General features: G+C 72.4%; 18 protein-coding genes. 8 read left to right on the top strand and 10 right to left on the bottom strand.

Features of this window, described 5'->3' with window-relative positions:
* Positions 1-1,353, bottom strand: a 1,353-nt coding sequence (locus KDM41_11775) for a hypothetical protein (GenBank protein ID MCB1184104.1), incomplete at its 3' end; no start/stop codon positions are given.
* Between the two features lie 206 nt (positions 1,354-1,559).
* On the opposite strand from KDM41_11775, the gene KDM41_11770 reads away from it, so the two are divergent.
* Positions 1,560-3,482: a S8 family serine peptidase gene (locus KDM41_11770; protein MCB1184103.1), complete on the top strand. Its 1,923-nt coding sequence runs from the start codon at positions 1,560-1,562 to the stop codon at positions 3,480-3,482.
* A gap of 107 nt (positions 3,483-3,589) precedes the next feature.
* Here KDM41_11770 and KDM41_11765 read toward each other — a convergent pair whose 3' ends face one another.
* The 3 genes from KDM41_11765 to KDM41_11755 form a co-directional block, all read right to left on the bottom strand.
* Positions 3,590-4,477: an NAD(P)H-binding protein gene (locus KDM41_11765; GenBank protein MCB1184102.1), complete on the bottom strand. Its 888-nt coding sequence runs from the start codon at positions 4,475-4,477 to the stop codon at positions 3,590-3,592.
* Positions 4,478-4,568: 91 nt separating this feature from the next.
* Positions 4,569-5,375, bottom strand: a complete 807-nt coding sequence (locus KDM41_11760; GenBank protein MCB1184101.1) for a sulfite exporter TauE/SafE family protein — start codon at positions 5,373-5,375, stop codon at positions 4,569-4,571.
* Complete coding sequence (locus KDM41_11755) at positions 5,375-6,280, bottom strand: DMT family transporter (protein ID MCB1184100.1); 906 nt, start codon at positions 6,278-6,280, stop codon at positions 5,375-5,377. Before KDM41_11755 ends, KDM41_11760 begins: the two co-directional genes overlap by 1 nt.
* Positions 6,281-6,486: 206 nt before the next feature.
* On the opposite strand from KDM41_11755, the gene KDM41_11750 reads away from it, so the two are divergent.
* Positions 6,487-7,914 carry a polynucleotide adenylyltransferase gene (locus KDM41_11750; GenBank protein ID MCB1184099.1) on the top strand — a complete coding sequence of 476 codons (1,428 nt, stop codon included), beginning with the start codon at positions 6,487-6,489 and terminating at the stop codon, positions 7,912-7,914.
* A gap of 4 nt (positions 7,915-7,918) precedes the next feature.
* On the opposite strand, the gene KDM41_11745 is transcribed toward KDM41_11750, so the two are convergent.
* A complete protein-coding gene (locus KDM41_11745; GenBank protein ID MCB1184098.1) occupies positions 7,919-8,407 on the bottom strand; it encodes a hypothetical protein in 489 nt (162 codons plus the stop codon).
* A 130-nt stretch (positions 8,408-8,537) separates the two neighbouring features.
* On the bottom strand, positions 8,538-9,221 hold the full coding sequence (locus KDM41_11740) for a GntR family transcriptional regulator (GenBank protein ID MCB1184097.1): 684 nt from the start codon (positions 9,219-9,221) through the stop codon (positions 8,538-8,540).
* 226 nt (positions 9,222-9,447) lie between these two features.
* On the opposite strand from KDM41_11740, the gene KDM41_11735 reads away from it, so the two are divergent.
* Positions 9,448-10,008 carry a hypothetical protein gene (locus KDM41_11735; GenBank protein MCB1184096.1) on the top strand — a complete coding sequence of 187 codons (561 nt, stop codon included), beginning with the start codon at positions 9,448-9,450 and terminating at the stop codon, positions 10,006-10,008.
* On the opposite strand, the gene KDM41_11730 is transcribed toward KDM41_11735, so the two are convergent.
* Complete coding sequence (locus KDM41_11730; GenBank protein MCB1184095.1) at positions 9,986-11,878, bottom strand: histone deacetylase; 1,893 nt, start codon at positions 11,876-11,878, stop codon at positions 9,986-9,988. The genes KDM41_11735 and KDM41_11730 overlap by 23 nt on opposite strands.
* A 179-nt stretch (positions 11,879-12,057) precedes the next feature.
* Between KDM41_11730 and KDM41_11725 the strand changes: the two genes are divergently transcribed.
* The 3 genes from KDM41_11725 to KDM41_11715 are packed head-to-tail and all read left to right on the top strand — an operon-like array spanning position 12,058 to position 14,085.
* Positions 12,058-12,648 carry a sigma-70 family RNA polymerase sigma factor gene (locus KDM41_11725; protein MCB1184094.1) on the top strand — a complete coding sequence of 197 codons (591 nt, stop codon included), beginning with the start codon at positions 12,058-12,060 and terminating at the stop codon, positions 12,646-12,648.
* Positions 12,645-13,484, top strand: a complete 840-nt coding sequence (locus tag KDM41_11720; protein MCB1184093.1) for a zf-HC2 domain-containing protein — start codon at positions 12,645-12,647, stop codon at positions 13,482-13,484. The genes KDM41_11725 and KDM41_11720 overlap by 4 nt, the downstream gene beginning before the upstream one ends.
* Positions 13,485-13,503: 19 nt before the next feature.
* Positions 13,504-14,085: a hypothetical protein gene (locus tag KDM41_11715; protein MCB1184092.1), complete on the top strand. Its 582-nt coding sequence runs from the start codon at positions 13,504-13,506 to the stop codon at positions 14,083-14,085.
* On the opposite strand, the gene KDM41_11710 is transcribed toward KDM41_11715, so the two are convergent.
* Positions 14,048-15,052, bottom strand: a complete 1,005-nt coding sequence (locus KDM41_11710; GenBank protein MCB1184091.1) for a sensor histidine kinase — start codon at positions 15,050-15,052, stop codon at positions 14,048-14,050. The genes KDM41_11715 and KDM41_11710 overlap by 38 nt on opposite strands.
* 108 nt (positions 15,053-15,160) lie before the next feature.
* Positions 15,161-16,336, bottom strand: a complete 1,176-nt coding sequence (locus KDM41_11705) for a glycosyltransferase family 4 protein (GenBank protein MCB1184090.1) — start codon at positions 16,334-16,336, stop codon at positions 15,161-15,163.
* Positions 16,337-16,500: 164 nt separating this feature from the next.
* Between KDM41_11705 and KDM41_11700 the strand changes: the two genes are divergently transcribed.
* Together KDM41_11700 and KDM41_11695 are read left to right on the top strand one after the other, a co-directional pair.
* The gene (locus tag KDM41_11700; GenBank protein ID MCB1184089.1) at positions 16,501-18,906 is read left to right on the top strand and encodes a PAS domain S-box protein; all 2,406 of its coding nucleotides are present in this window, start codon (positions 16,501-16,503) and stop codon (positions 18,904-18,906) included.
* Between the two features lie 2 nt (positions 18,907-18,908).
* Positions 18,909-19,286, top strand: a complete 378-nt coding sequence (locus KDM41_11695; GenBank protein ID MCB1184088.1) for a response regulator — start codon at positions 18,909-18,911, stop codon at positions 19,284-19,286.
* 74 nt (positions 19,287-19,360) lie between these two features.
* Here the strand turns inward: KDM41_11695 and KDM41_11690 are convergent.
* Positions 19,361-19,694 (bottom strand): UDP-N-acetylmuramate--alanine ligase (locus tag KDM41_11690; protein ID MCB1184087.1); only part of this gene is annotated, 334 nt, incomplete at its 5' end.

The following is a 19,694-nucleotide window of genomic DNA, read 5'->3' as shown; positions in this document are numbered from 1 at the left end:
GGCGGGCAGCGGCGTGCCGGGCTGACCGTGGACCGGCGGGGCGAGCATGAGTTCGCCCAGGTTCTGGCTCACCTTGTTGATGGCGCTCACGTTCTTGATGATCTGCCCGATGGCCTCCTCGTACTGCCGGGCCGTCTGCAGGATCTCGGTCACCGTGCGGTCGATCTCCTGGGTCGCCATGTTGGTCTGGCGCGCCAGACCCTTGACCTCGCCGGCGACCACCGAGGTGAAGGCCTCGCCCGTGGTGCCGGTGTGGACGGCTTCGGTGTCGATCTGGGCGGCGACGTCCTTGGTCTTGCGGGCCAGTTGGGTGACGCGGCTGACCACGTCGGCCATGCCGCGCGCGCTCTCGGCCAGGTCGGCGGCCGTGGCGGCGGTGAAGCTGGCGGCGTTGTTGGCGTTGCGCACGATCTTGTGGCCCTCGGCCGTGTCCTGGGCCATCTCGTTCAGGCTGTAGAGCATGCCCTGCAGGGCGTGGCCGATCGAGTCGATGGCCACGCGCATCTTGTCGGTGCTGCCGGCGATGGTGTTCATGTCGACGCTCATCTGGTCGACCGAGGCGTTCACCGAATCGAAGTCGACGGGCGACGTGTACACCGCCGGCGGAGCGACGGGTGCGACCGGACGAGCGAACGGGCGCGGCGCGAGGGGCGATTCGGCGCCGGGTTCGGCGACCGCCAGTGCGCGGGCCGGCGGGGCGGGCCGTGCGGCGGGCGCGGGGCCCTCCTGGGCCAGCACCGAACGCCGGAAGAAGGCCAGGCCGACGACCACCACCGCCAGGGCGGCGGCGGCCCAGCGCGCGATGCCGGAAACGGTTCCCCGGGCGTGGATGCCCATGCGCAGGGCGTTGGCCGCGGTGCCCATGGTCTGCATGAGCTCGACGTCGTTGGCGCGCAGGTTCTTGACGGCCTTCTGGCCGGCGGCGCTGTACACGGAGAACTCGCCGGCCGCGAGGTCGGCCAGGGGCACGCCGGTCTCCAGCCACAGGTGGGCGCCGTCCTCGAGGGCGAGGCGGGCCATGTCGTTGCGGGTGCGTTCGATCACCACGGTCTGGCCGTTGGGGTCGACGGCCTGGCCGCCGTGGAGCAGGGCGGTGAGGTTGCGGTCGAACTGGGTCACGGTGCGGGCCAGATCCTGGCGGGCCCGATCCACGTCCTCGCGGGCTTCGGCGTCGGCCAGGGCGGCGGCCTGCCGGGTGAGGTCCTGCACGAGAACCTGCTGGCGCACGGCGAGATCGATCCGGGTCTGTTCGTCGGCCTGGTTGCCGTTGGTGCTGAACACCACGCCCACCGCCGCGAGCAGCAGCAGGGTGAAGGCGCCCAGGGTCATGTTGAGCAGATGCCGCGTGGACATGTCTTCCTCCGTGAAATGCCTGGTTTCCGGGGCTCAGGCCCTCGATCCTGCTCTTCTGTTCGGCCGATTCCACTAAGGGTTTACCTCAAGTTTCCCGGCGCGGACGGCCGGCGATTCGGTTCGCATCGGCCCGCGGCGGGTGCTAGATTGGGGCGCGTCCCGGTCGCACCGTCCCGGGCCCCCATCCCACCAGCAAGGAGTCGACCATGACCCGCCGCCTGCTCGTTCCCGTTCTCGCCCTCGCGATCCTGCTGCTCGGCGCCTGCGCCGGACCCGACAACGCCGGCGTCGAGACCGCACCGGCCGTGCCGGCGCCGCCCGCGGCGAAGATTCCCGTCGCCAGCCTCGACGAGCTGCCCGTCCACACCTATCCCCTGCAGGGCACCCTGGAGGAGATGATGGCCGATCCGGCCGTGATGGCGGCGCTGCGCGGGGCGGTTCGCGCCGATCTCGAGGCCGACATGGCGACCTACGCCATCGAGGACGTGGCGACCCTGCAGGGCATGCACCAGGGCCTGGTCACCATCGCCCTGGCCGATGGCGACGACGCGGCGGCCCTGCGGCACCTCGACGCCGTGCGCGAGCTCGAGGACAAGGAGGCGGCCCGCCTCATGAACGGTCTGGTGGCGCGGGCGGACATGGCTGCGCGGGCCGGACTGCCCGCCGACGCGACCGCCGACCAGGTCGCGGCGGCCTACGAGGCCGAGCTGCGGGAGCGCGTCTTCGCCCTGCCCTACGACGTGGTCGAGGACGACATCAAGAGCGGCAAGGCCCGGGCCGAGTACCTGAGCGAGAACCTGCTGCGCGGCATCGTGCAGTCGCGGCTGCAGCCCACGGCCACGGCCATGGGCGAGCTGAACCGCGACCTGGCGCTGGGCCTGATCGGCATGCGCTACGCCATCGACGAGCGCCTGGCGCTCAACCCGGTCACCGCGGCGGTGTACGGCGACTATCTCGCGCGCAACAAGCAGGAGAAGACCGACATCTGGCCCGCGCGCGACCTCGCGCTGACGCCGGACCAGGGCCTGGCCCCGGTCGTCATCGGCATCTGGGACTCGGGCGTCGACGTGGCGTCGTTCGACGGGCTGCTGTGGACCAATGCGGCCGAGCGCGCCGACGGCGCCGACACCGACGGCAACGGCTTCGTCGACGACGTGCACGGCATCGCCTTCGACCTCGACGGCGTCGCCAACCCGCACCTGCTGCACCCCCTGGGCGACCAGGAGGGCAAGCTCGGGATGGTGTACGAGTCCATGGAGGGCTTCATCGACATGACCTCGGCCATCGACAGCCCGGCGGCCACGGCCGTCCGCAGCCGCATGGCGAGCATGGCCCCCGAGGAGGTCGGCGACTTCATGACGAGCCTCAGCTTCGGCGGGCTCTACATGCACGGCACCCACGTGGCCGGCATCGCGTCGCGGGGCAATCCCTTCGCGCGGCTGCTCGTGGCGCGCATCACCTTCGACTACCACAGCACGCCCGCGCCCATGACGATGGAGATCGCGCGCCGTCTGGCCGACGACTACCTGGCCACGGCGAAGTACTTCCAGGCCGCGGACGTGCGCGTGGTGAACATGAGCTGGGGCTGGAGCTACAAGGAGATCGAGGGCGGGCTCGAGGCCAACGGCATCGGTGCCGACGCCGAGGAGCGGGCGAAGCTGGCGCGGCAGATGATCGGCGTGCTGAGCGACGGCCTGCACGACGCCATCGCGGCGGCGCCCGGCATCCTCTTCGTGGCGGCGGCCGGCAACGACGACAACGACGTCGAGTTCGACGTGGTGATCCCGTCGAGCTTCGACCTGCCGAACCTGATGGTCGTCGGGGCCCTCGACCAGGCCGGCGACCCGACCGGGTTCACCAGCGGCGGGCGCAACGTCAAGGTGTACGCCAACGGCTTCCAGGTGGAGAGCACCGTGCCGGGTGGGCGCACCATGAAGATGTCCGGCACCTCGATGGCCTCGCCCAACGTGGCCAACACGGCGGCCAAGCTGGTGGCCCTGCAGCCCGCCCTGACGCCCCCGGCGATCATCGACCTCATCGAGCGCGGCGCCGACGCGCATCCGGACCATCCGGAGATCTTCCGCATGAACGCGAAGAAGTCGGCGGCGCTGCTGGCGAACGGGGGCTGAGCGGCTTTCGAACGTAGGACACGCGGTCTGCTCCCGGCCCTGCGTCCGGGGTCGGGAGCAGGCGCCTCCGGCGGGCGCCGGGGGATGCGCGTGCGGAATCCGCCCGCTCAGGCCGAGGCGTCGGTCCCCAGCAGCTCCCCATACCCCGCCATGTAGTCCGGATAGCGCAGCTCGTACCCCGTCGCCCGCATGCGCGCGTTGCGGCAGCGTTTGCTCGTGCGCCCGGGCACCGGGCCGGTCTTCAATGCGAAGGGATCCAGGCCGAGCTTCGAGGCGATCCAGCTCTGCACATCCCACATGGTGACGGGATAGCTGTCGGTCACGAGGTAGAGGTCGTCGAGGTCGGCGCCCTGCTCGCGCAGGTCGATGAGGTGGGCCAGGAAGCCGACGCCGTCGGCGCGGTGGATGCGGTTGACGTAGAGCCGCTCCTCCGGACCGCAGGCGTGGCCGGCCCGCACCTGGTCGATCAGGCGGGTCCGGCCCGGGCCGTAGATGCCCGCGAAGCGCGCGATCACGTGGGGCAGCCCGCTGTCGCGGAGCACGGCCTCGGCCTCGAGGGTGCGCCGACCGGCGAAGTGGGTCGGTTCGGTGGCGCTGCGCTCGTCGACCCAGCCGCAGTCGTCCTGGTGGTACACGCTCGTGCTCGAGACGAGGATCACGTGGCCGGGCGCCGGATCGAGGGCGGCCAGGACGTGGCGCATGCCGTCCACGTAGGCGGCGGCATAGGCCGCGTCGGTGTAGCCCGCGGGGGTGAAGGTGAGCACGACGTGGTCGAAGGCCTGCCCCGCCACGGCGGCCAGGCCGTCCGGTCGCGTGAAGTCGCCGGCCACGCCGTGGAAGCCGGCCGGCAGCCCCGCCGGGTCGCGGCGCAGGCCCCACACCGCGGCGCCGCGGGCGAGCAGGGTCTCGCCGAGACCGGTGCCGATGTCGCCGCAGCCCACGAGCAGCACGCGGCGTCCGGTGAGGTCGGGTCGGGCAGGATCGGGCCGGGTCATGGGACACCTCCGGGCGGCAGGTCGGCGGGCGCGCGTGGCGCGGGAACCGACACAGGTTATACGCGGGGGCGTCCGGCGGCACCGGCTTTTCTCAACGGCTGAGGAGCAGCCGCACCACCACCAGCAGCATGAGCACCGCGAAGACGCGCCGGAAGACGACGCCACGGACGCGCCGGTTCACCCAGGCGCCGAGCTGGGCGCTGGGCACCGCGGCGGCGGCGAGCACGCCCACCACCGGCAGGGCCACGTAGCCCACGAAGCCGTCGCCGGGCGCCACGTCGGGCCGCGCGGTGAGGTAGGAGAGGGCCGCACCCGCCGAACTGAAGACGATCACGGCGCTGCTGGTGCCGGCGAGCCAGCCGGCGGGCAGCCCGAGCACGAGGGCCAGGGCCGGGATGAGCACGATTCCCCCGGCCAGGCCGCTCAGCCCCGCCACCAGGCCGACGCCGAGCCCGACCAGCACGCCCGACCACCATTTCACGCGCCGGTGGCCCGTGCCGCCGGGCCCGCCGCCGCGGAACAGGCGCACGGCCGAGACGGCCAGCAGTCCGGCGAGGCCGAGCTGCAGCCAGCTGCCCGGCAGCACCGTGGCCAGACGCGCGGCGAGCCAGCCGCCCGCCAGGCTGCCCGGGGCCAGCATGGGCACCAGACGCCAGTAGATTCGCTTCTGGCGCCCGTGGCGCACGATCGCCGAGCCGATGCTGAAGACCGCCACGCTCAGCGACGTGCCCATGGCCGCCTGCACCACGACGGCCTCGGGCACGCCCGCGGCCCGGAACAGCTCGAGCAGCACCGGCACCATGATGATGCCGCCGCCCACGCCCACGAATCCCGCCACGAAGCCCGCCACCAGCCCGGCGGCGGCCACGATCGCGATGAAGGCCAGGGTGAGTTCCATCAGGCGGACCTTTCGTCCTCGCGCCGCGCGATGCGGCCGGTGGCCACCGCGGCGATCACGATGAGCGCGCCGCCCAGGAGGCTCAGGGCGTCGGGCCGCTCGTCGAAGAACACGAAGCCCAGGACCATGGCGAAGAGCACGTGCAGGTAGGTGAAGACCGAGATGCGCGACGCACGCGCGTGGTGGTAAGCGAAGGTCAGGCCGTACTGGCCGCCGGCCGCGAAGACGCCGGTGCCGGCCAGGGCGAGCCATTGGCCCGGCGTCGGCCGCGGCGGGGCCGCGACGAGGAAGGGTGCCATGGCCAGGCACGAGACGAGGGAGAAGGTCAGGATGATGCGGTTCGGCCCCTCGCGGCCCTTCAGCGAGCGCACGAGCACGTAGGCCAGTCCGGCGAAGAGGCCCGAGCCGAGGCCCGCCAGGGCGGGCAGCATCGTGGTGTCGAAGCGGGGCCTGATCACGAGCAGCGCGCCCGCGAAAGCCAGCATCAGCACCGGCACCTGGGACCTGCCCAGACGCTCGCCCAGGAAGAGCACGGCGAAGACGAGGACGAAGAACGGGGACGTCTTGTTCAGCAGCGAGGCGTCGGCCAGATGCAGGTGCTCGATGGCCTGGAAGTAGAGCAGCACCCCGAGCAGGCCGGCGCCGGCGCGGGCGAGCAGGCGGCGCCAGTGGGGCGTCGGGGCGAAGGGCGAGGTTCCCGCGCGCACGGCCACGCCGAGGGTGATGACCAGGGTCACGAGATTGCGGAAGAAGACCTTGGCCGGCAGGGGCACGTCGCCCGCGAACTTCACCATGGCGCCCATGAGGGCGAAGCTCAGGCCCGAGGCCACCATCCAGGCCATGGCGCGGGGCATGTCGTCGGTCGGGCCGGGACGGGGGGCGGCGCTGGGGGTGTGGGGTGTCAAGCCGGGGTTCCTTCCGGCGCGGAAGCGCGCTATCCTGCGGTGGACGGTCGCCGTGTCGCGGCCGCGCGTCGAAAATAGGCGGCGAGGGCCCGGCCGTAAAGCCTCGCCCGGAGACCCACGCCCGGAGCACCACGTCCGGATCACCGCGTCCGGACCACCACGTCCGGACCACCGCGTCCGGAAGGCCGCGCCCGACCGGGAGACCCATGGACCTGCGACCCGAACGCCAGCTCGACCGTCTCGCGCCCGATCTGCACCGGGTGCTCGACGACGTCTGCCGCCGCCTCGCCGCGGCCGGCGGGCGCGCCTGGCTGGTGGGGGGCACGGTGCGCGACCTGGCCCTGGGCCGCGACACGGGCGACCTGGACCTCGAGGTCTTCGGCCTGCCCGCCGACCGCCTGCAGGACACCCTCGCCGCCGCCTACGACCTCGACCTGGTGGGCCGCGCCTTCGGCATCCTCAAGCTGCGCGGCTGGCCCGTCGACGTGGGCCTGCCCCGGCGCGAGGCCAAGCTCGGGCGCGGGCACAAGGGGTTCGCCATCGACTCGGATCCGCACCTCGACCTGCCGACGGCGGCCGCGCGGCGCGACTTCACCCTCAACGCCGTGTACCTCGATCCGCTGACCGGCGAGGTGGCCGATCCCTGGCAGGGCCTGGACGACCTGGACCGCGGCCTGCTGCGCCACACGAGTCCGGCCTTCGGCGAGGATCCGCTGCGGGTGCTGCGCGGCATGCAGCTCGTGGCGCGCTTCGAGCTGCACGCGGTGCCCGAGACGGTGGCCCTGTGCCGCGCCGTCGCGCGCGAGGGCCTGCCCGGCGAGCGCCTGTGGGGCGAGTGGGTGAAGCTGCTCACCCTGGGCCGGCGCCCGAGCCTGGGCCTGGAGTTCCTGCGCGAGACGGGCTGGCTGGCCCACTTCCCCGAGCTCGACGCCCTGCGCGGCTGCCCGCAGGACCCGCACCACCACCCCGAGGGCGACGTGTGGATCCACACCCTGCACGCCCTGGACGCCTTCGCCGCCGAGCGCACGGGCGACCCGTGGGAAGATCTCGTCGTGGGCTGCGCCGTCCTCTGCCACGACCTGGGGAAGCCCGGCCACACGACCCGCGAGCCGGACGGCCGCGTGCGGTCGCTGGGCCACGAGCAGGTCTCGGTGGCGCGCACGGAGTCGCTGCTCGGCGCCATGACCGACAACCGCCGTCTGCTGGCCGAGGTGAAGCCCCTGGTGGCCGAGCACGGGCACCCGACGCAGCTCTTCAGGGCGGGCGCTTCGGCCGCGGCGGTGCGGCGGCTGGCGGCGCGCGTGGGGCGCATCGATCGCCTGGTGCGGGTGGCGCGGGCCGACAACTTCGGCCGCCCGCCCCTGCCTGCCGACGCCTATCCCGCCGGCGACTGGCTCCTGGCCGTGGCCGCCGCGCACGACGTGATCGACACCGCGCCCGCGCCCCTGATCCAGGGCCGGCACCTGGTGGCCCTCGGCGAGACGCCGGGGCCCCGCTTCACGCCCATCCTCGACGAGGTGTACGCCGCCCAGCTCGACGGCGACGTGACCGACGAGACCGCGGCGCTGGCGCTGCTGAAGCGCATCCTCGCCCGCAGTGATGATCCGGAAGGGAAGGGTCGTCGGAAAGACTAGGTACTCAGGACGCGTCGTCGACGAAGGAGATGTCGAAGTCGGCGTTCAGGCGGTCGGGGTGCAGGTAGGTCTGGACACGGGCCTGGCCCGATTCCCACACGGCCGAGCGCCGATCGACGTGGGCCGGCTCGCCCAGGGCGCGCGAGGCGGCTTCCTGGAAGCGCTCGAGGAAGTTCACCGCCGCGGTCTGGCCCTCCACCACCTGGAACAGCACCCGCTGCAGGCGATCCTGCTTGACGAAGAGCTTGACCCGCGTGCGCCACTGCCGGTCGCGGTTGAGGTAGGAGTCGGTGCAGGGATAGATGTGCAGCTCGTCGCCGAGGGCCACCAGCTCGCAGTCCTCGCCGTCGTAGATGTCGTGCCCCGCGACCCGGGCCGACAGCAGGCGCCGCAGCAGCCCGACCCGGCGGAAACGCGCCTCGTCGAGGCGCTCCAGGGGCAGCCTCTGGCCCAGTTCGAGCGGCAGCTCGTTGATCTTCAAGTCGAGGTTCATGTCATCTCCCTGCCACGGATTATAACACGACGGGAAGAGAACCGGGAAGATCGAAATTGCGGAAGTGCCGTTGTGCCTTGCAGTTCCTCATGACGGCCGTTCCTGCCCCGTCGCATCCCGTCGTTCCCCGTCACGGCGCGTCGTGCCGCGTGAGTCCCCGCGGGACCGTCGGCAGCACCCGGGCGGCCTCGCTGGCCTGATGGGCGATGAGATTCTCCCACGCCACGACCGCGGCGTCGGTGCGGCGCTCGCGCAGGAGGTCGTAGAGCTCCTCGTAGCCGGCGAGCAGGGGCGCGGGGTCGTAGTCCAGCACGACGGCCTCGTGCCAGTAGCGCCGCGACAGGGCATCGAGCCGGGCGAGGTCGGCGGCGAGCAGGCGATTCGGGCAGCCGGCGACGCACAGGGCGCCCCAGCGGTGGACCAGGTCGGCGACGGCGCCGGCCCGCTCCGGTCCGGGCCGGGTGACGCGCAGCCGGGCGCGCCCCAGCAGGTTGTTCAGCTCCATGACCCGCGGGCCGGGCAGCTCGCCCAGCATGCCGAGGGCGTAGGGCGCCATCTTGGCCAGCATGGCCTGCATGTCGCGGAACTCGTCGGCGTCGAGAGGGGGCACCAGGAAACCGCGGCCCATGTCGCTGTCGAGGAAACCCACGGCCTCGAGGCCGAGCATGGCCTCGCGCAGGGGCGTGCGGCTGAGGCCGAGGTCGGCGGCCAGATGGCTCTCGTTGATGCGGGTCCCGGCGGGCAGGCGGTGGTCGGCGATCCGGGCCAGGATCTCCTTTTGCACGTGCGCGCGCAGCGGTTTGCGTTCGATCATGGTCGGTCCTCGGCGCAGGGGGCGGGTCAAGTCCAAGCCAATGAAGCAGATGTTCGCCGATTCCGTCAACCGAATCCCGCGCCCCGCTCTTTGGGCATCCGATCTGCAACTTCCTTTCCTGAACACCGGCGCAGCAACGACGAGGAACAACAGGAACCAGGGGACAGGGCAAATTGAATGGTCGGGGCCGGTGCCCGGCGAAAATGCCCGCACGAGGAAGCGAACGATGAGCGATCTGAAACAACTTCTCGAGTACCGCAACGGCGAGTTCCGCAGCGACATGTTCGCGAGCCCGTCCGTGTGCGCCGCCTACAAGGTCCTGCTCGACGGCGATCATCACGCCGCGGAGCTGCGTTTCAGCCGCATCCTGCAGGATGACCCCAACGACCACGAGGCCGTGGCCGGCATGGCCGTGTGCGTGGCCGAGGAGGGGGGGCGCTACCTGACGGCCGAGAAGCTGGCCCGCAAGGCGATCCGCCTGGGCAAGGGTTCGGCCGCCGGCTACATCGCCCTGGGCTACATCAACCTGCGCGGCGGCCGCCTCGAAGAGGGCTTCCGCCAGCTCATGAAGGCCAAGCACCTGGCGCCGCGCGACCCGCGCATCGCCCACGGCCTGGCCCTGTACGACCTGGAGCGTCCGCCGGTCATCTCGGACCTGTCGCGGCGTCATCCGGTGAATCGGGCCCTCGGCGGTGCGCGCGCCTATCTGCGCTCGCCGACCCACAAGGCCCTCGTCGCGACCCTCGTCGTCTCGGGCCTGTACCTCACGACGTCGGTCCTGGGCTGATCCCGCCGGCGTCCGGTCCGCCCGCCCGGCGGTAGTCGAGACCGGACCCGGCCCGCGTCACCTCGGCGCGGAACCCCTCCCCGTGGAGCTCGTCCTGGAGCGCGGGCTCCACGGGGATCACCATCGGCTTCGGCTCCCACCCCACCGATTCGCCCGTCTTCGCATCCACCACCATGCCCGCGTCCATGGCGGCGGCGGCCTCGGCCAGCCGCAGCTCGCGCAGCGCCCGCTCGCAGGCCAGGTAGCGCGCCTCGTCCGCCGCCACCGGGAAGCGCGCGATGCCCCGCGCGAGGCGGGCCAGATGGTAGTGGCTGGGCGTGAAGACGACGCCGGCCGCGCCGAGACGCTCGGCGGCCACGACGAGCACCGCCGCCATGTCCCGCAGCAGGCCCGTGCCGCCCCGCTCCTGGCCGGGCAGGAGGTCGCGCGCGGGCGCGTCGGCGCCGGGGCGGGGATCCTGCAGCAGCAGCCATTCCACCACCAGATAGGTGCGGTGCGGGTCGTGGGCGGCCGGCCCCACGCGCAGCTTCACCTCGAGCAGCGCCACCGGCTCCCGCCGTCCCGACACGATGCGCACCGTGTGGCCCAGGGGATCGTCGAGGTCGACCTCCAGCCCGAGCTTGCGGTGGCCGGCCGCCTTGAGATTGGCCAGCAGCCCCGATTCCTCCAGCAGCAGCTCCAGGCCGTGGCGCGAGTACAGGCCGAGGAAGAGGCCCCGGCCGGCCGCCGCCGGCCCCGGCGCCGCCGCGCCGCCCAGATCGGCCTCGGACAGGCCCCAGTCGTCGTCGGCCCCCGCGCCGCCCGCGCCCGCGTCATCGCCGCTCTCGCCGGGCAGCAGGCCCGGATGGCGCATCAGGCGGGCCAGACGCCGGTAGTGGTCCACCGGCAGCTCCATCTCCAGGGGGATGTCCAGCCGGCTGTCCCCGCTCAGCAGCCAGGAGAAGAAGGCCGCGCCGTGGCGCCAGGCCGTCGGGCCGTAGCCGCCGGCGAGCAGCACGACGGTGGGCACGGCCGGACCGCGCCGCGGCCGCAGCAGGTCCATGACGAAGCGGTCGCGCGCCAGCATGCCCTCCATGGTGATGCGCCAGTCGCCGAGGCGGTCGTCCACGCCCGGATCGCTGCCGGCCAGGTAGAACACGAGACCGGGCCGGCAGGCGGCCACGGCGCGGGGCACGTGCTCGGTCACGGCGTCGAGGTAGGTGCGGTCGTCGACGCCGCCGCCGAGGGCCACCACCGTGTCGGTGGGCCCCCCGGCGTCGCCGAGGGTCTCGTTGTGGATCGACAGGGTGTGCACCGTGGCGTCGCCGGCGAAGAGGGCGCGGGTGCCGTCGCCGTCGTGCAGATCGAGATCGATCACGAGGACGGGAAAGTCGTGTCCGGCCTCGCGCAGGTTCCGCACCGCCACGGCCACGTCGTTGAAGACGCAGAAGCCGGAGCCCCGATCGCGGGCCGCGTGGTGCAGGCCGCCGCCGAGATTCACCGCCACCTCGCCCCGCGCCACGGCGCTGCGGGCGGCCAGCAGGGTGCCGCCGCACACCAGGCGCTGGAAGGCCAGGAAGGCGTCCTGGGCCGCCGCGTCGAGGCGGAAGCCCAGGATGGCCTCCATGGCGGCCGGATCCTGCAGGGAGGCCACGTAGGCGGGATCGTGCACCTGCCGCAGCCGGTCCAGCGAGACCGGCCGCGGGCGCCGCAGCATGCCGCGCCGCAGCAGGCCCCGCGATTCGAGGTACGACAGGATGCGGAACGGCCGCCGGCTGTCGTAGACGGGGGTGGGCACGTCGAGCTGGTAGCCCCGGCCGATGATGAAGCGGGGCCCGGGCGGATCGGGCCGCAGGCCGAACAGGCGTCGCACGAGACAGGTCAGGTTCATGGGGCCATCGCACCAGCCGGGCGGCGGCCGGTCAACCGGGAAATGGGCCCCCCGAAAAAATCGGCGCATCGACCGAACCATTGACACCCCCGCTGCGTCTGTGGAGCAATGGAAATCGGAACCCGTCCGGACGCACCGGACGCGGATCCCGGGAATCACGGCCCAGGAGAATCCGCGGCATGCAGGGCGACCACGCCGAACTGTTGAGACGCTGCCAGCAAGGCGACGAGCTGGCCTGGGAGGTGCTCGTGAGAGCGCATCAGGGACGCATATGCTCCATCGCCTACGGCTACGTGGGCGAGCAGGACGAGGCCCTCGACCTCGCCCAGGACATCTTCGTCCGCGTCTACGACCGCCTGCACACCTGCGACGACCCCGAGCGCTTCGTCTCCTGGCTGATCCGCATCGCACGCAACGCCTGCATCGACCACCTGCGCCGGCGCAAGGCGCGCCCGCCCCGGCAGGACATCCCGGCCGAGGACATGCACGACCTGGCCCACGGCGGCCCGACCCCCGAGGACGAGCTCGTGCGCTCGTCACGGCAGCGGCTGGTGCACCGGGCCCTGCAGGAGCTCAGCGAGATCAACCGCGAGATCATCATCCTCAAGGACATCCAGGGGCTGCCCCTCGAGGAGATCAGCACCATGCTCGATCTGCCCCTCGGCACGGTGAAGAGCCGCTCGAGCCGGGCCCGCCTGGAACTGGCCAAGGTGGTCACGAACCTCGGGCACGGTCCGCACGGCCCGGCCGGCGCGGAGGCGGCGCTATGAACGACCGCCGCGACCACGAGCACCCCTTCCGCGACCACGACGCCGACGCCTTCGTCGACGGCGTGCTCGGACGCACCAGCGGCAAGGCCTGCGGCCGCGCCCTCGACCAGCTCGACGCCCTGCTCGACGGCGAGCTGCACGGGCTGGATCGGCGCCTCGTCCAGGCGCATCTGGAGCACTGCCCCGGCTGCAGCAGCGTGGCCGTGACCCTCGGCTGGCTGGGCCCGGCGCTGCCGGCCATGGCCGTGCTCGACCCGGGGCCGGCCTTCACCGCCCGCGTGCTCGACCGCACCGTGCGCGCCCGGGTGTCGCGTTCGGCGCCCGCGCACCCCGGCGGCCTGGCGGGGCTCATGGATCGCGTCGGCCGCTGGTGGGAGGAGCAGATCCTGCGCCCCGCCTTCGCGACCCAGGTGGCCTACGTGGCGACGGTGCTCGTCGTCCTGGCCACGGCGACGCCCTGGTCGCCCCTGCGCGGGGCGCCGGGCCGGGCCCTGGAGATCGTGAGCGCCGGGCCGCGCGAGGTGCCCGTGGTGGGCCCCGCCCTGGTGGGCGCCGGCGAGTGGCTGGAAACGGGCGCGGCGAGCGTGACCGGCGCCGGCCGGGCCCGGGCCGAGGCCCGGCGCGGCAGCCTGGTCCGGGCCTGGGAAGAGCGGCGCGAGCGCAGCGCCCCCGCGCGCGAGGAATTGAAGACCCACCTGGAAACCGCGGCGACGCGGGCCCGGGCGGGCGCCCTGAGCGAGGCCGGCTACGAGGTGCTGGCCGCCGCCCGCAGCGGGCGCACCGCCTGGACGACCTGGTGGCACGCATCCGATGAACATGGACCCAGTGGACCCTGAACCCGTGAAGGAGACCGTCATGAACGGCGCACAGTACGACAACCCGCAAGGGACCCAGCAGGACGCCGGCATGTCGCCCGGTGCCACCCCCCACAGCCCGCCCCCGCCGCACCCGTACGCGCAGTCCGGCCGGCGGGTCGAGAAGCCGCGCAAGTCGCCGGCGCTGGCCACGATCCTGAGCTTCATGCCGGGACTCGGCCAGGTCTACGTGGGCTACTACAAGCAGGGCTTCATCAACATCATGGTCATCGCCTCGGTGATCGCGCTGCTGAACTCGTCCGATTTCCGCGGCATGGAGCCCTTCTTCGGGCCCTTCCTGGCGTTCTTCTGGATCTTCAACATGATCGACGCCAACCGGCGGGCGCACCACTTCAACCGCGTGGCCGAGGGCCTCGGCGGCGAGGACGTGCCGGAGGACTTCAAGCTGCCCGGCGTGGGCGGGTCGATGTTCGGGGGGGTCGTGCTGATCGTGGTCGGCGTGCTCTTCATCCTCGACCTGAACTTCGGCGTGTCGCTCGCCTGGATCAAGGACTGGTGGCCGCTGCTGCTGATCGTCTTCGGCGTCAGGCTGGTGTACCAGGCCCGCCGTCAGGCAGGATGACGCGGAACGTGGTCCCGTCGACCGGGTCGGAACGGAACTCGACCCGGCCGGCGAGGAAGCGTTCGGCCAGCAGGCGCATGCCGTAGGTGCCGAGTCCCCGCCCGGCGCCCTTGGTGGAGAACGAGCGGGTGAAGATGCGCGACTGGATCTCTTCGGGAATGAAGCCCGGGTTGTGGACGGCGAACCACACATGCCCGGGCTTCGTGCCGTGGGAGATCGTCACCACCGCGCCGTCGCGGCTCGCTTCGAGCGCGTTCTTGACCATGTTGCCGAGGATGCGCAGCAGCAGCGTCGGGTCGGTGTGGAACTGGGCCGAGGTCTCGGACGGCGCCACGACCACGTGGCGGTCGCCGGTGGCCGGATGGTTGCGGTAGCGCTGCGCGATCATGGCCGTCATCTCACGGCTGCCCACCGGCCGGTGATCCACGTGCAGGTCGCCGTTCTCGGCGGCGAGGAAGTCGCGCTGGGCCGTGATCTCGTCGACGAGCTGGTCGGCCAGGTGGCGCACCGAATCCTTGAGGGCCTCCATGTCGCCGGGATCGGCCTCGGCCATCACTTCGGACAGGCCCTGTACGCCGCCCGCCGTGTTGAGGATGTCGTGCAGGAAGACCTTCTCCAGGGCGCGGCGGCGGGTCTCGTCGCGGCGGTCGACGATGGTCACGATCCAGAAGTCGTCGTCTTCGATGTGGAGGAACTCCTCGCTCGCCGCGAAGTCCTGCGGCTCGCGGATCTCCAGCAGGGTGCCCAGCACCTGCGCTTCGTCCTCGAGCCCGAACAGGTCGAGCAGCACCTGGTTCGCCTTGATCACCCGGCGGTCCTCGTTGAGGATCACCAGCGGATCCCGCACCGCGCGCAGCAGGCCGTCGACCCAGGGCGAGTCCTGGAGCTTGGCGTTCTGGCAGCGGGCCTTCAGGAGATTGGCCTGGAGCGAGGGCGCGAAGATGCGGGGCAGATCGAGGGTCACCATGCGTTCGTCCTTGGACGCCGGCTGCGCGGGCGAGAGGATGAATGTCCTTGGTTGAAACGGGCCCCAACATATCGGCGGTCCGGCGCAAGTCATTGAGTACAGATTGCCTTAGTCGTGCCCGGGTCCGGCCAGATCCCGCCAGACGGCGGCGACGCGCCCGTAGACGGCCCGCCAGGTGAAGGGCCCGAGATCGGCCGTGCCGTCGGGCGCCGCCGCGAGCGCCGCGGCGAGGGCGTCGCGCAGGCGCGCGGTGAAGGCCGGCAGGTCGGCCGGTGCGGGCCGGTCGACGCCGACCAGGCGCGGCAGCGGCACCAGCGAGAGTCGGGCGCCCAGCGCCGGCGCGAGGCGCTCGACCACGCCGGGCAGGTCGGTGGCGACGACGCGGCAACCGCAGGCCGCGGCCTCCACCAGCACCAGCGGCACGCCTTCGTAGAACGACGGCAGCACGGCCACGCGGCAGCCGCGCATCAGTCCGGCCAGGGCGGCCTGATCGAGCTGGCCGTGATGCGCGACCCAGGGCAACGCCGCCAGCCGTCGCCGCAGGTGGTCGGCCTCGGGACCGGCGCCGTCGCCGGCCACGTGCAGCGTGAACCCCGGCGCTTCTGCGGCCAGGGGCGTGCAGGCGTCGAGCAGCCAGGGCAGGCCCTTGGCTTCGGCCAGCTTGCCCACGTAGACCAGGTGGGGCGGCAGCTCGCGCGGCCGGCCCACGGCGTGGAAGAGATCGTCCCGGTAGCCGGCGCCGACCCGCACGATCCGCGCGGGCCCCACGCCCAGGGCGTCGCGGATGGCGTCGCCGTGGTCGTCGCGCAGCACGCAGAACCGCTCGATGCGCCGGCACCCCCGCCGCACCTCGTCGGCGAGGCCGGGCGTCAGCGTCATCTGGCGCAGGCCCGTGCTGTGGCAGGTGAGCGCCACCGGCACCTGCGGCGCCACGTCCTTCAGCAGCGACGACATGAGCCAGACGTGGTGGGTGTGGATGATGTCGGGTCGGAAGCGGGCCACGGCCGCGGCGAGGCGCTCGCGCCACACGCGCCGGTAGGCCGCGAGCTGACCGGCGTCGAGCCGCGACCACACCGAGCTCGGGTAGGGCATCACGTCGCTCATGCCGGGCACGGGAAAGGGGAGGTCGGCGGCGGTGGCGCAGCCCGGGGCGGCGAAGCGCACGCTGGTCACCGCGTCGGCGGCGAGCCCGCCCACGTCCGGCGCCGGGTCGTCGGCGGGCGTGCCGACAACGGCCTGCTGTGCGTGCCCCGCGGCGGCGGCTTCCCGCACCAGCGCGTCCAAGGTGACGCCGCTGCCCGTCTTTCCCGGCCGTTGACTGAGTGTGTGCAAAATGCGCATTTGCTGGGATTTTTCCGGCTTTTTTAGTCAAAGATAAAGAAATCTGAACGATAACAGGGATCAGGACTGCGGACGGCCCGCATGGGGCGGGTCGCGCGCAGATGAGCATGACCACCGTTCACGCCAGTGAAACCGAGCTGCAGCGGATCTTCAAGCTCCAACACGAGCTGGGCCGCGTCATGGCCGACATGGTCGATCCCATGGCCGGCATGTCCGCCGCGCTCGGACTCGTCGCCGGCAGCCCGGAAGTGGCGGCCGTGTGGGCGTGGTTCCGCAGCGAGGAGAGCGGCGACCTCCATCTCATCGAGTCCGCCGGCCTGGACGAGGCCTGTCAGACGAGTCTCGACGTCCTGCCGTCCGGCTCCGGCCTGGCCGCGCGTCTGCTCGCCCGGGAAGAGGTGCGCGGACTGCCGGCCGAACTCGTTCCCGCCGCCGCATCCGACTGGGAGGCGGCCGGCTGGCGCGAGGCCGCGTGCCTGCCCGTGGTCGCGGGGGGCGCCGTGGTGGGGGCCATCGGCGCCGCGCGCACGGGCGAGGTGTGCCTCAACGGCAGCTGCCTGTGGGTGCTGCGCACCCTGGCGGGCGCCATCGGCACCCTCGTGACGCAGATCCGGCACGAGACCCGCGAGCGCACCGTGAGCGAGAACATGAACCGGATCCTCGATTCGTTCACCGACCCGATGCTCATCGTCGCGCGGGACGGCCGGATCGTCCACGGCAACGAGGCCCTGCGCCTGCTGCACCCGGGCACGGCGACGCCGGGCCTTCCGGTGCACGACGTGCTGCCCGACTTCGCGAGCTTCCGCTGGGTGGCCGAGGGCGACGGAGCCGGCCCGCTGCCGGCCACGGCGCGGCGCACCGTCCTGCGCGACGGCGACGGCCGCGACCGTCCCGTCGAAGCCCAGGTCACGCCGGCCCGCTGGGACGACGCCCCGGCCGAGGTCGTCGTGTGCCGGGACATCTCCTCGCGGCTGGCCCTGACCGGCGAACGCGAGCGCCTCGTCACGGCCATCAACCAGCTCGTCGAGACCATCGTCATCACCGACGCCGACGGGCGCATCGAGTACGTGAATCCGTCGTTCACCCGGCTGACCGGCTGGCCCGCCGCCGAGGTGCTCGGCATGAACCCGCGCATCCTCAAGAGCGGCGTCCAGGACGACGCGTTCTACCGCGACATGTGGCGCACGTTGACGTCCGGTCGGGTCTGGCAGGGGCGCCTGGTCAATCGCCGCAAGGACGGCTCGTCGTTCACCGAGTTCACGACCATCAATCCGGTGAAGGACGAGACCGGCGTCATCACCCACTTCGTCGCCGTCAAGCGCGACGTGACCGGCGACGTCGCCCTCGAGGAGCGCCTGCGCGAGACCCAGAAGATGGAGGCCCTCGGCACCCTGGCCGGCGGCATCGCCCACGACTTCAACAACATCCTCTACGCCCTGCTGGGCTTCGTCGACCTGGCCCTGGACGACGTGCCGCCGGAGAACCCGGCCCACGGCGCCCTGCAGGAGGTCGAGAAGGCCGGCCGTCGGGCCGCCGGACTCGTGGCCAAGATGCTCAGCTTCGGGCGGCGCAGCGACGGCCGCCGCGAACCGTGCGATCTGGCCCGGGCGGTCCGCGACGGCCTCGAACTGGTGGGCGGGGCCCTGCCGGGCGCGCTGAACGTCCGGACGAAGCTGAACCCCGGTGTGCGCCCCGTGCTGGCCGACGCCGCCCAGATGCAGCAGGTGCTGATCAATCTCTGCACGAACGCCGGCCACGCCATGGCCGACGGCGGCGGCGAGCTGGTCATCAGCCTCGACGAGATCCAGCGCGCCGTGCCCGGCGAGGACTCCGCCGACGCCTACGCGTCGGCGCCCTGGGTGCGCCTGCGGGTGCAGGACGACGGCTGCGGCATCGAGCCCGCCATCGTCGGCCGCATCTTCGAACCCTACTTCTCGACCCGGAAGGCCTTCGAGGGCACGGGTCTGGGCCTGGCGACGGTGCACGGCATCATCAAGGGGCACGGCGGCATCATCCAGGTGGAGAGCGAGGTCGGCCAGGGCTCCCTCTTCACGATCCTGCTGCCGGTGCACGTGGCGCGCGCCGTCCCGCCCGCGCCGGCGGCCGCCGCGACGGGGCCGCTCACGGGGGCGGGAGAGATCCTCGTCGTCGACGACGAGCCGATGGTGGTCGAGGTGATGCGGAAGTCCCTCGCGCGCATGGGCTACACCCCGACGGCCTGCGGTGACGCGGCCGAGGCCTGCGCCGTCTTCGACGCGGACCCGTCCCGCTGGGACGCGGTCATCACCGACCAGACCATGCCCGGCATGTCCGGCGTCGAGCTCGCCGAGCGGCTGCTCGCGACCCGACCCGACCTGCCCGTCGTGCTGGCCTCCGGCTACGGGGAGGTCGCCGAGGCGGACGCGCAGCGCGTGGGCATTCGCCGATTCCTGAACAAACCGCTGAAGATCCAGGAGCTGGGCATCGTCCTGGCTGACCTTGTCGGCGCGGCGCCGGCCGCGAAAGGAAGTTGACCATGAGCAAGATCATGATCGTCGACGATGATCTGCAGATCCGGAACATGCTGCGTCTGACCCTCGAAAGGGAGGGCTACGACGTGTGCGAGGCCGAGGACGGGATGGCGGCGGTGGCGCTCTATGCGAAGAAGGACATCGACCTCGTGATCACGGACATCGTCATGCCGGAGAAGGAAGGCATCGAGCTGATCATGGAGTTGAAGGGGATCGACCCGGAAGTGCGGATCATCGCCATTTCCGGCGGCGGCCGCATCAACCCCGAGGACTACCTGAAATGGGCGCGGCGCTTCGGTGTCGAGCGCACCTTCAGCAAGCCCGTCGATCGTCAGAAGCTCCTCGAGGCCGTGGCCGAGCAGTTGGCCGCCGCCCCGCGCTGACCCGGCGCGCCCGTGTCCGGCCGGTCGACGGCCCGGACGGGCGGCTGTCCGGACGCACGCGCTCCGGCGTGCGTCTAGCTCCCGGCGCCACCTTCGATGGCGTCGACGATCTCCCCGCAGAACGACGTCAGGGAAGGGTCCCGGGCCCCCATGACCAGGACCAGATCGCCCCGCCGCGCCTCGGCCGCGATGGCGGCGGGCAGGGCCGACCGCGCGGCGGCGAAGCGGGCGTCGCGCCCGCGGGCGCGGACGTCGGCCACCAGGTCGGCGCCCGAGATGTCCCGCGCCACGGTGCCCCCGGCGAAGTAGATCTCCGGCAGCCACAGCACGTCGTGCGGCGCGAGCGCGTCGGCGAAGGTCGCCACGAGGGCTTCGCGCAGGAAGCGGGTCGGGCCGAAGCCGTGGGGC

The sequence above is a fragment of the bacterium genome (assembly GCA_020440705.1).
GTDB lineage: Bacteria > Krumholzibacteriota > Krumholzibacteriia > LZORAL124-64-63 > LZORAL124-64-63 > JAGRNP01.
This window is presented reverse-complemented; position numbering and strand designations above follow the sequence as displayed.

Excerpts from the sequence above, each read along its gene's own strand:
- KDM41_11770 (MCB1184103.1), top strand. The coding sequence starts at position 1,560 with ATGACCCGCCGCCTGCTCGTTCCCGTTCTCGCCCTCGCGATCCTGCTG.
- KDM41_11765 (MCB1184102.1), bottom strand. The coding sequence starts at position 4,477 with ATGACCCGGCCCGATCCTGCCCGACCCGACCTCACCGGACGCCGCGTG.
- KDM41_11760 (MCB1184101.1), bottom strand. The coding sequence starts at position 5,375 with ATGGAACTCACCCTGGCCTTCATCGCGATCGTGGCCGCCGCCGGGCTG.
- KDM41_11750 (MCB1184099.1), top strand. The coding sequence starts at position 6,487 with ATGGACCTGCGACCCGAACGCCAGCTCGACCGTCTCGCGCCCGATCTG.
- KDM41_11745 (MCB1184098.1), bottom strand. The coding sequence starts at position 8,407 with ATGAACCTCGACTTGAAGATCAACGAGCTGCCGCTCGAACTGGGCCAG.
- KDM41_11740 (MCB1184097.1), bottom strand. The coding sequence starts at position 9,221 with ATGATCGAACGCAAACCGCTGCGCGCGCACGTGCAAAAGGAGATCCTG.
- KDM41_11735 (MCB1184096.1), top strand. The coding sequence starts at position 9,448 with ATGAGCGATCTGAAACAACTTCTCGAGTACCGCAACGGCGAGTTCCGC.
- KDM41_11730 (MCB1184095.1), bottom strand. The coding sequence starts at position 11,878 with ATGAACCTGACCTGTCTCGTGCGACGCCTGTTCGGCCTGCGGCCCGAT.
- KDM41_11725 (MCB1184094.1), top strand. The coding sequence starts at position 12,058 with ATGCAGGGCGACCACGCCGAACTGTTGAGACGCTGCCAGCAAGGCGAC.
- KDM41_11720 (MCB1184093.1), top strand. The coding sequence starts at position 12,645 with ATGAACGACCGCCGCGACCACGAGCACCCCTTCCGCGACCACGACGCC.
- KDM41_11715 (MCB1184092.1), top strand. The coding sequence starts at position 13,504 with ATGAACGGCGCACAGTACGACAACCCGCAAGGGACCCAGCAGGACGCC.
- KDM41_11710 (MCB1184091.1), bottom strand. The coding sequence starts at position 15,052 with ATGGTGACCCTCGATCTGCCCCGCATCTTCGCGCCCTCGCTCCAGGCC.
- KDM41_11700 (MCB1184089.1), top strand. The coding sequence starts at position 16,501 with ATGACCACCGTTCACGCCAGTGAAACCGAGCTGCAGCGGATCTTCAAG.
- KDM41_11695 (MCB1184088.1), top strand. The coding sequence starts at position 18,909 with ATGAGCAAGATCATGATCGTCGACGATGATCTGCAGATCCGGAACATG.